At 71.4% G+C, this 10568-nt stretch carries 9 protein-coding genes; all 9 read left to right on the forward strand.

The genetic code is table 11. The features are described 5' to 3' along the window. Positions 1-44: 44 nt before the first annotated feature. The 9 genes from ACZ499_RS08525 to hpnH all read left to right on the forward strand — a co-directional run bounded on the left by ACZ499_RS08525 (position 45) and on the right by hpnH (position 10413). Complete coding sequence (locus tag ACZ499_RS08525) at positions 45-926, forward strand: ABC transporter permease (RefSeq protein ID WP_371655726.1); 882 nt, start codon at positions 45-47, stop codon at positions 924-926. Further along, a complete protein-coding gene (locus tag ACZ499_RS08530; RefSeq protein ID WP_468407144.1) occupies positions 919-1722 on the forward strand; it encodes an ABC transporter ATP-binding protein in 804 nt (267 codons plus the stop codon). Before ACZ499_RS08525 ends, ACZ499_RS08530 begins: the two co-directional genes overlap by 8 nt. A gap of 429 nt (positions 1723-2151) precedes the next feature. Further along, a complete protein-coding gene (gene hpnC, locus ACZ499_RS08535; RefSeq protein ID WP_468673311.1) occupies positions 2152-3045 on the forward strand; it encodes a squalene synthase HpnC in 894 nt (297 codons plus the stop codon). Then, positions 3042-3992: a presqualene diphosphate synthase HpnD gene (gene hpnD, locus ACZ499_RS08540; RefSeq protein ID WP_385533551.1), complete on the forward strand. Its 951-nt coding sequence runs from the start codon at positions 3042-3044 to the stop codon at positions 3990-3992. Before hpnC ends, hpnD begins: the two co-directional genes overlap by 4 nt. A gap of 136 nt (positions 3993-4128) precedes the next feature. Next, the gene (gene hpnE, locus ACZ499_RS08545) at positions 4129-5526 is read left to right on the forward strand and encodes a hydroxysqualene dehydroxylase HpnE (RefSeq protein WP_468673312.1); all 1398 of its coding nucleotides are present in this window, start codon (positions 4129-4131) and stop codon (positions 5524-5526) included. After that, the gene (locus ACZ499_RS08550) at positions 5523-6626 is read left to right on the forward strand and encodes a polyprenyl synthetase family protein (protein ID WP_468673313.1); all 1104 of its coding nucleotides are present in this window, start codon (positions 5523-5525) and stop codon (positions 6624-6626) included. The genes hpnE and ACZ499_RS08550 overlap by 4 nt, the downstream gene beginning before the upstream one ends. Positions 6627-6737: 111 nt before the next feature. Continuing rightward, on the forward strand, positions 6738-8732 hold the full coding sequence (gene shc / locus ACZ499_RS08555; RefSeq protein ID WP_468673314.1) for a squalene--hopene cyclase: 1995 nt from the start codon (positions 6738-6740) through the stop codon (positions 8730-8732). After that, a complete protein-coding gene (locus ACZ499_RS08560; RefSeq protein ID WP_468673315.1) occupies positions 8732-9385 on the forward strand; it encodes a phosphorylase family protein in 654 nt (217 codons plus the stop codon). The genes shc and ACZ499_RS08560 overlap by 1 nt, the downstream gene beginning before the upstream one ends. Before the next feature lie 5 nt (positions 9386-9390). After that, on the forward strand, positions 9391-10413 hold the full coding sequence (hpnH, locus tag ACZ499_RS08565; RefSeq protein ID WP_468407130.1) for an adenosyl-hopene transferase HpnH: 1023 nt from the start codon (positions 9391-9393) through the stop codon (positions 10411-10413). The last annotated feature ends 155 nt before the right edge of the window (positions 10414-10568 follow it).

The raw sequence follows: 10568 nt of genomic DNA on the forward strand, positions 1-10568 counted from the left end.
CATGGCCATCGGGCGTACTTCTTTGAAAGCGAAAGTTTCCACTTGTGAGTGACACAACTCTGTCCCCGGCGGACCTCGCCGCCAAGCACGGCCTGGCGGTGAGCGGCGCCCGGCCGGGGCTGTTCGAGTACTGCCGCCAGCTCTGGGGGCGGCGCCACTTCATCCTGTCGTTCTCGCAGGCGAAGCTGACCGCCCAGTACAGCCAGGCGAAGCTCGGCCAGATCTGGCAGGTGGCCACCCCGCTCCTCAACGCGCTGGTCTACTACTTCATCTTCGGCGTGCTGATGGATGCCAAGCGGGGCATCCCGTCGGACGTGTACATCCCGTTCCTGGTGACGGGCGTGTTCGTGTTCACCTTCACCCAGAACTCGGTGAACGCGGGCGTCCGGGCGATCTCCGGCAACCTCGGCCTGGTGCGCGCGCTGCACTTCCCGCGCGCCTCGCTGCCCATCTCCTTCGCGCTCCAGCAGCTCCAGCAGCTGCTGTTCTCGATGATCGTCCTGGTCCTCGTGGTGGTCGTGTCGGGCACCATGCCGATGGCGTCGTGGCTGCTGATGGTGCCGGTCCTGGCGCTCCAGTTCGTCTTCAACACCGGACTGGCGATGATCATGGCCCGGCTCGGCAGCAAGACCCCGGACCTGGCCCAGCTGATGCCGTTCATCCTGCGCACCTGGATGTACGCGTCGGGCGTCATGTTCAGCATCAAGGTGGTCCTCCAGGGCAAGCCGCACTGGCTCGCCCAGGTCCTCCAGGTGAACCCCGCCGCGGTCTACATGGACCTGGCCCGGTTCGCCATGATCGACGGATACGGTGCCCACAACCTGCCGCCGCACGTCTGGCTGCTGGCGGTCGGCTGGGCCCTCGTCGTGGGCGCGGCGGGCTTCGTGTACTTCTGGAAGGCAGAGGAGCAGTACGGCCGTGGCTGAGGACAACAACCGGCTCGCCGACGCGAGCGGCGAGCGCATCCCCACCGTCATCGCCGACGACGTGCACATCGTGTACACGGTCAACGGCGCGGGCGGCGGCCGGGGCAGCGCCACCGCCGCGCTGAGCCGGATAGTGAAGGGGGACAAGGGCGAGTCCCGCGGCATGCGCAAGGTGCATGCCGTACGGGGCGTCTCCTTCACCGCGTACCGCGGCGAGGCGATCGGCCTGATCGGCACCAACGGTTCGGGCAAGTCGACCCTGCTGCGGGCGATCGCCGGGCTGCTGCCGCCGGCCAAGGGCCGGGTCTACACCAACGGCCAGCCGTCGCTGCTCGGCGTCAACGCCGCGCTGATGAACGAGCTGACCGGCGAGCGCAACGTGATCCTGGGCGGCCTGGCCATGGGCATGTCGCGCGAGGAGATCAAGGAGCGGTACGAGGAGATCGTCGACTTCTCCGGCATCAACGAGAAGGGCGACTTCATCACCCTGCCGATGCGGACGTACTCCTCGGGCATGGCGGCCCGGCTGCGGTTCTCCATCGCCGCCGCCAAGGACCACGACGTCCTGATGATCGACGAGGCGCTCGCCACCGGTGACCGCAAGTTCCAGATCCGCTCCGAGGAGCGGATCCGCGAGCTGCGCAAGCACGCGGGTACGGTCTTCCTGGTCAGCCACAGCATCGGCTCCATCAGGGACACCTGCAACCGGGTGCTCTGGCTGGAGCGGGGCGAGCTGCTGATGGACGGCCCCACCGACGAGGTCGTCAAGGCGTACCAGAAGGAGACCGGCCGCTGACGGTCGGTCACCGTTCGAATGATCCCGAAGGCCCCCGCCGATCAACCCCGGCGGGGGCCTTCGCGTCCTTGGGGGCGGCCCGCAGGACGGCCCGGGACGTCGAGGCTCCGTCAAGTCGCCTGTGCCGGGGGAAGGTTGGCGCGGATTGAAGTGTTCTTGTAATGCGCGCAACACCCCGACGTGTTGTCTGGCGTTGTACAACGTAAGCTGTACCGGTGTTGATCGTGACGGACGGGCGGTACCGCCCCGGGCAGCCCGCGCGGGAGCCGTCCTCCACTCGGGAGGCTCGGCGGCGTGTCCGAAATGGGATGTTTTGGGTCGGCGGTGTAGAACGGGAGATGTGACGGCAATGGGTACGGGAAATCTCCAGCTACGAGAGACCTCCGCCGTTCCCGTACCGGGCGGCCCCCGGTGACAGGTGTCCGGGACGTGCGCACCGAATCCCCCTCGCGCACCACGCTGGGCAAGGCCACGGAGGAGAACTTCCCGGTGGCCCCCTTCTTTCTGCCGCGCGCCTGGCGCGACGACCTGATGGCCGTGTACGGGTACGCGCGCCTGGTCGACGACATCGGCGACGGCGACCTCGCGCCCGGCGGCGCCGACGCCCGGTACCTGGGCGTGGCCCCCGCCGACGCGGACGACCGGCTCGTGATGCTCGACGCCTTCGAGGCTGATCTGCGCCGCGTCTTCGACTCCACCCCGCACCACCCGCTGCTGAAGGCCCTGCAGCCCACCGTCCGCCGACGCTCGCTCACCCCCGGGCCGTTCCTCGGCCTGCTCGCGGCGAACCGGCAGGACCAGCAGGTCAAGCGGTACGAGACCTATGAGGACCTGGTCGCGTACTGCGAGCTGTCGGCCAACCCCGTGGGCCGCCTGGTGCTGGCGATCACCGGCACCGAGAGCCCCGAGCGCGTCCGCCGCTCGGACGCCGTCTGCACGGCGCTCCAGATCGTCGAGCACCTCCAGGACGTCACCGAGGACCTCGGCCGGGACCGCATCTACCTGCCCGCCGAGGACATGAAGCGGTTCCACGTCACGGAGGCCGATCTGGCCGCGCCGCGCGGGAGCGCGTCGGTGCGCGCCCTGGTCGCGTTCGAGGCGGAACGCGCCGCACGGCTGCTGAATGAAGGCACCTCCCTGGTGGGTAGCGTCCACGGCAGACTCAGGCTGCTGCTGGCCGGATTCGTGGCCGGGGGGCGCGCCGCGATCGACGCGGTGGCGGCCGCCGGCCACGACGTACTCCCTGGACCTCCCAAGCCCACCAAGTCCAGTCTGCTGCGCGAAGTGGGAGCCGTGTTGCGTAGAGCGCGTAGAGAGGGGTGAGCCGGACCGTGGATCCACACGCACACGTGTCCGCGCCGGTACAGGCCGCGTACAGCTACTGCGAGGCGGTTACCGGACAGCAGGCGCGCAATTTCGCGTACGGCATCAGGCTGCTGCCGACCGACAAGCGCCAGGCGATGTCCGCGCTCTACGCGTTCTCGCGGCGCGTCGACGACATCGGCGACGGCGCCCTGCCCCCCGAGGCCAAGAAGCAGCGCCTTGAGGACACCCGTGCGCTGCTCGGCCGGATCGCCGAGGGCGCGGTCGAGGAGGACGACACCGACCCGGTGGCCGTGGCGCTCGCGGACGCGGCGCGCCGCTTCCCGATCCCGCTGGACGGGCTCGACGAGCTCATCGACGGCGTCCTGATGGACGTGCACGGCGAGACCTATGAGACCTGGGACGACCTGAAGGTCTACTGCCGGTGTGTCGCGGGTGCCATCGGCCGGCTCTCCCTGGGCGTGTTCGGTACGCAACCGGGCGCACCGGGCGCCGAGCGCGCCGCCGAGTACGCCGACACGCTGGGTCTCGCGCTGCAACTCACCAACATCCTCAGGGACGTTCGCGAGGACGCGGGCAACGGGCGCACCTATCTGCCCGCCGACGACCTGGCGAAGTTCGGGTGCGCCGCGGGCTTCCACACCCCGGTGCCGCCCGCCGGCTCCGACTTCGCGGGCCTGGTCCACTTCGAAGTGCGCCGCGCCCGGGCCCTGTTCGCCGAGGGCTACCGGCTGCTGCCCATGCTCGACCGGCGCAGCGGCGCCTGTGTCGCCGCGATGGCCGGAATCTACCGCCGCCTGCTCGACCGCATCGAGCGCGACCCGGAGGCCGTGCTGCGCGGCCGGGTCTCGCTGCCCGGCCGGGAGAAGGCGTTCGTGGCGGTACGCGGACTGTCCGGGCTCGACACCCGTACCGTCTCGCGGCAGACCGCCAGGAGGCGCGCCTGATGGCCCATGGGCACCTGGACATGCGGCCGAGGAGCATTACGCGCAGAGGGTGTGCAACCCTCGCTCCGGCCAGGGCGTCCCTGACTGCGACGGCCGGGCGTGCGCACGACACGGGCCCGGTCGGAGGGGAGGGCGCATGACAACCCCGCAGCCCGAACGCGCGGTGGTCGTCGGCGGCGGCCTGGCCGGAATCACCGCCGCGCTCGAACTGGCCGACGCAGGCCTCGGCGTGACCCTGATCGAGGGCCGCCCGCGCCTGGGCGGCCTCGCCTTCTCCTTCCAGCGCGGCGAACTCACCGTCGACAACGGCCAGCACGTCTACCTGCGCTGCTGCACGGCCTACAGCTGGTTCCTGGACCGCGTCGGCGGTACGCATCTGGCGCCCCTCCAGAGCCGCCTCGACGTGCCCGTCCTGGACGTCGCCCACCCCGGCGGGCCCCGACTCGGCCGGCTGCGCCGCTCGGCCCTGCCCGTCCCGCTGCACCTGGCCAGGAGCCTCGCCACCTATCCGCACCTCTCGCTCGCCGAGCGGGCCTCCGTCGGGCGCGCCGCACTCGCGCTCAAGCGCCTCGACCCGGCCGACCCGGCGCTCGACGGGGTGGACTTCGCGACCTGGCTCGGCCGCCACGGCCAGTCCGCCCGCACCATCGAGGCCCTGTGGGACCTGGTCGGCGTGGCGACCCTGAACGCGACCGCGGCGCACGCCTCCCTGGGGCTCGCCGCGATGGTCTTCAAGACCGGCCTGCTCTCCGAGCCGGGCGCGGCCGACATCGGCTGGGCGCACGTACCGCTGGGCGAGCTGCACGACACGCTGGCCCGCAAGGCGCTCGCCTCGGCCGGGGTCCGCGTCGAGACCCGCACCAAGGCCGAGTCCGTCTCCCGTACGGAGAGCGGCGCCTGGCGGGTCGAGGCGAGCGGCGAGACGCTGGACGCCGAGGCGGTCGTGCTGGCCGTCCCGCAGCGCGAGGCGCACGACCTGCTGCCCCAGGGCGCGCTCGACGACCCGGGCAAGCTGCTCGACATCGGCACCGCGCCGATCCTCAACCTCCATGTCGTCTACGACCGCAAGGTGCTGCGGCAGCCGTTCTTCGCCGCCCTCGGCTCGCCCGTGCAGTGGGTCTTCGACCGCACCGAGTCCTCCGGGCTCGCGGGCACTCCCGGCGGCCGGGGCTGCCAGTACCTGGCCGTGTCCCAGTCGGCCGCCGAGGACGAGATCGACGAGCCGGTGGCGGCGCTGCGGGCGCGCTACCTGCCCGAGCTCGAACGGCTGCTGCCCGCCGCTCGCGGCGCGGGCGTACGGGACTTCTTCGTGACCCGGGAGCGTACGGCGACGTTCGCGCCCACCCCCGGCGTCGGCAGGCTGCGGCCGGGCGCGCACACCGATGCGCCCGGCCTGTACCTGGCGGGCGCGTGGACCGCCACCGGCTGGCCCGCGACGATGGAGAGCGCCGTACGCAGCGGATTCAGCGCCGCGGGCGCGGCTCTCGCCGTACTCGGCCGCTCCCACGCCCACCCGCTTCAGGAGGCGGCATGACCGTTAGCACCACTGGAACAAGAGGAGAGACCGTGCCGACTGTGCCTTCGGCGAACTCGGCTGTCGACACCGTGGACGTCGCCGCCCTTCTGGAGCGGGGGCGGACGCTGTCCACTCCGGTGCTGCGCACGGCCGTGGACCGGCTCGCGGCTCCCATGGACACCGTCGCGGCCTACCACTTCGGGTGGATCGACGCCCAGGGCAACCCGGCGGACGGCGACGGCGGCAAGGCCGTGCGGCCCGCGCTCGCGCTCCTCTCCGCCGAGGCGGCCGGGGCCCGGCCCGAGGTCGGCGTGCCCGGCGCGGTCGCGGTCGAGCTCGTCCACAACTTCTCGCTGCTCCACGACGACCTGATGGACGGCGACGAGCAGCGCCGCCACCGGGACACGGTGTGGAAGGTGCACGGCCCGGCGCAGGCGATCCTCGTCGGCGACGCGCTCTTCGCGCTGGCCAACGAGGTCCTCCTGGAGCTCGGCACGGTCGAGGCGGGGCGCGCCACGCGCCGGCTGACCACCGCGAGCCGCAAGCTGATCGACGGCCAGGCCCAGGACATCTCCTACGAGCACCGCGAGCGGGTCACCGTCGAGGAGTGCCTGGAGATGGAGGGCAACAAGACGGGTGCGCTGCTGGCCTGCGCCTGCTCCATCGGCGCGGTGCTCGGCGGCGCGGACGACAAGACGGCCGACACCCTTGAGGCGTACGGCTACCACCTCGGCCTCGCCTTCCAGGCCGTCGACGACCTGCTCGGCATCTGGGGCGACCCGGAGGCCACCGGCAAGCAGACCTGGAGCGACCTGCGCCAGCGCAAGAAGTCCCTGCCGGTGGTGGCCGCGCTCGCGGCCGGCGGGCCGGCCTCGGAGCGCCTGGGCGAGCTGCTCGCCGCCGACGCCAAGAGCAACGACTTCGACACCTTCTCCGAGGAGGAGTTCGCCACCCGGGCGGCGCTCATCGAGGAGGCGGGCGGCCGGGAGTGGACCTCGCAGGAGGCCCGCAGGCAGCATGCCGTGGCGATCGAGGCGCTGGGCGCCGTCGACATGCCCGAGCGGGTGCGGGCGCAGCTGACCGCGCTGGCCGACTTCGTGGTCGTACGGAAGAGATGATCACCATTCGCATATGACGCGACGTCGCCGGAGCGGGCCCGCCAGGGGGCCGCGTCCGACGGAGACCCCAGCACAGCAGAAGAACCACTGCACTTGCATTAAGGGGAAGCCATGACAGCGACGACCGACGGAAGCGCCGGGGCCCCGCGACCCCCGGCCGCCGCGGCCAGCGAACCGACCGCACCACCACCCGGCGCCGACGAGGTGCTCGACGCCGCCCGGCGGGCGGCGGACCGTGCGGTCGAGCACCTGCTCGGCAGGCAGGACGCCCTCGGCTGGTGGAAGGGCGACCTGGAGACCAACGTCACCATGGACGCCGAGGACCTGCTGCTCCGTCAGTTCCTCGGGATCCAGGACGAGAAGACCGTCCAGGCGGCCGCGCTCTTCATCCGGGGCGAGCAGCGCGACGACGGCACCTGGGCCACGTTCTACGGCGGCCCGTCCGAGCTCTCCGCCACCGTCGAGGCGTACGTGGCGCTGCGGCTCGCCGGGGACCGGCCGGACGACCCGCACATGACGCGGGCCTCGGCGTGGGTCAGGAGCCAGGGCGGCATCGCTGCCTGCCGGGTCTTCACCCGGATCTGGCTGGCCCTGTTCGGCTGGTGGAAGTGGGACGACCTGCCGGAGCTGCCGCCGGAGCTGATCTTCCTGCCCAAGTGGTTCCCGCTCAACATCTACGACTTCGGCTGCTGGGCCCGGCAGACGATCGTGCCGCTCACGGTGGTCTCCGCCAAGCGGCCGGTGCGGCCCGCGCCCTTCGCGCTCGACGAGCTGCACACCGACGCGCGCGACCCCAACCCCGCCAAGCCGCTCGCCCCCGCCGTGAGCTGGGACGGCGCCTTCCAGCGGCTCGACAAGGCGCTGCACGTCTACCACCGCCTCGCCCCGCGCAGGCTGCGCCGCGCCGCGATGGACACCGCCGCCCGCTGGATCGTCGAGCGCCAGGAGAACGACGGCTGCTGGGGCGGGATCCAGCCGCCCGCCGTCTACTCGGTGATCGCCCTGCACCTGCTCGGCTACGACCTCCAGCACCCGGTGATGCGGGCCGGGCTCGAATCCCTCGACCGGTTCGCGGTGTGGCGCGAGGACGGCGCCCGGATGATCGAGGCCTGCCAGTCCCCGGTGTGGGACACCTGCCTCGCCACCATCGCGCTCGCCGACGCCGGGCTGCCCGCCGACCACCCGGCCCTGGTCAAGGCCGTCGACTGGATGCTCGGCGAGGAGATCGTCCGGCCTGGCGACTGGGCGGTGAAGAAGCCCGAACTCCGGCCGGGGGGCTGGGCGTTCGAGTTCCACAACGACAACTACCCGGACATCGACGACACCGCCGAGGTGATCCTCGCGCTGCGCCGGGTGCGCCACCCCGACCCCGACCGGGTCGAAGGGGCCATCCGCCGGGCCGCGCACTGGACGCTCGGCATGCAGTCGAAGAACGGGGCGTGGGCCGCCTTCGACGCCGACAACACCAGCCCGTTCCCCAACCGGCTGCCGTTCTGCGACTTCGGGGAGGTCATCGACCCGCCGTCGGCCGACGTCACCGCGCACGTGGTGGAGATGCTGGCGGTCGAGGGCCGGGCCCATGAGCCGCGCGCCCGGCGGGGCATCGAGTGGCTCCTCGCCGAACAGGAGACGAGCGGCGCCTGGTTCGGGCGCTGGGGCGTCAACTACGTCTACGGCACCGGCTCGGTGGTGCCGGCGCTGACGGCCGCGGGCATGCCCGCCTCGCACCCGGCGATCCGCCGGGCCGTCGCCTGGCTGGAGTCGGTGCAGAACGAGGACGGCGGCTGGGGCGAGGACCTGCGCTCCTACCGCGAGGAGAAGTGGATCGGGCACGGCGCATCCACCGCCTCCCAGACCGCCTGGGCGCTGCTCGCGCTGCTGGCGGCGGGGGAGCGGGAGGGCAAGGCGGTCGAGCGGGGCGTCGCCTGGCTCGCCGCGACCCAGCTGGCGGACGGCTCCTGGGACGAGCCGTTCTTCACCGGCACCGGGTTCCCCTGGGACTTCTCGATCAACTACCACCTCTACCGCCAGGTGTTCCCGCTCACCGCGCTCGGCCGTTACGTCCATGGAGAACCGTTCTCCCCCAACGGCCACAAGGGGAAGTGATGGACGTAAGCCCCGCCCTGCCGGAACCCGTACCGCTGCTGGTCGCCTGCGCGCTCACCATCGAGGAGCTGGCGCTGCGCAGCGGCGGCCGGGGCCGGACGCCCGGCCAGGTGGTGACCGTGCTGCGCAGCGGCATGGGACCCAGGGCCGCCGAGCGGGCCGTGCTGCGGGGCCTGGGTACGTCGGTGAACCGGGAGGCGGCCGTGATCGCCTCCGGGTTCTGCGCCGGTCTGGTCCCCGGGATGCACCCCGGGGACCTGGTCGTCGCCTCGGAGACCCGCGACCCACGCGGCACCACTGCCTGCGTGGGTACGGAGGTGCTGGCCAAGGCGCTGAGCGTGGCGCTGCCCGGTCGCACCGTGCACACCGGTCCGCTCACCGGCTCCGACCACGTGGTGCGTGGTCACGAACGGGCCGAGCTGCGCGCGACCGGGGCGATCGCCGTGGACATGGAGTCCGCGGCGACGCTGTGGAGCGCCGTCGGGGCCGGAGAGCGTCCGGTTGCGGCCGTACGGGTGGTCGTGGACGCTCCAGAACATGAACTCGTCCGGATCGGCACGGTACGCGGTGGAATATCGGCCTTCCGCGTTCTTCGTGTCGTCCTTCCCGCTTTCTTTGAATGGCACCGTTCTTTGCCGCTCCCCAGGAGGTGAGCCAGATGGCCATGCCGCTTCGCCAGTCCATCAGGGTCGGGACCTATCTTTTTGAACAGAAGCTCCGCAAGCGTGAGAAGTTCCCGCTGATCGTCGAGCTGGAGCCGCTCTTCGCGTGCAATCTGAAGTGCGAGGGCTGTGGGAAGATCCAGCATCCGGCCGGGATCCTGAAGCAGCGCATGCCGGTGGCCCAGGCCGTCGGCGCCGTCCTGGAGTCCGGTGCCCCCATGGTCTCCATCGCGGGCGGCGAGCCCCTGATGCACCCTCAGATCGATGAGATCGTGCGCCAGTTGGTAGCGAAGAGGAAGTACGTCTTCCTCTGCACCAATGCCCTGCTGCTGCGCAAGAAGCTGGAGAAGTTCACCCCGTCCCCGTACTTCGCGTTCGCCGTGCACATCGACGGGCTGCGCGAGCGGCACGACGAGTCGGTGGCGAAGGAGGGCGTGTTCGACGAGGCGGTGGCGGCGATCAAGGAGGCCAAGCGCCAGGGCTTCCGGGTCACCACCAACTCCACCTTCTTCAACACCGACACCCCGCAGACGATCATCGAGGTGCTCAACTTCCTCAACGACGACCTCCAGGTCGACGAGATGATGATCTCGCCCGCGTACGCCTACGAGAAGGCGCCCGACCAGGAGCACTTCCTGGGAGTCGAGCAGACCCGCGAGCTCTTCAAGAAGGCGTTCTCCGGGGGCAACCGGCGCCGCTGGCGGCTCAACCACTCCCCGCTCTTCCTGGACTTCCTGGAGGGCAAGGCGGACTTCCCGTGCACGGCCTGGGCGATCCCCAACTACTCGCTCTTCGGCTGGCAGCGGCCCTGCTACCTGATGAGCGACGGGTACGTACCGACGTACCGGCAGCTCGTCGAGGAGACCGACTGGGACAAGTACGGCCGGGGCAAGGACGACCGGTGCGCCAACTGCATGGCGCACTGCGGCTACGAGCCCACCGCCGTCCTCGCGACCATGGGGTCGCTCAAGGAGTCGCTGCGCGCGGTCCGCGAGACCGTGCAGGGAAACCGCGGGTGACGTGATGAGGACCGGAGAGCCCGTCTCCCTGGGTCTCCCCGCACCGCCGGCCCGGCCGCCGGCGGTGGGGCGCCCCCCTCTGCGCACCCCAGGTGGGTCGGGGGGAGGGGGGGGGGGGGGTCCTATGTTGTCGTAATTGCCGACGAAGACACTTC

It is taken from the genome of Streptomyces sp. NPDC031265, assembly GCF_055570295.1.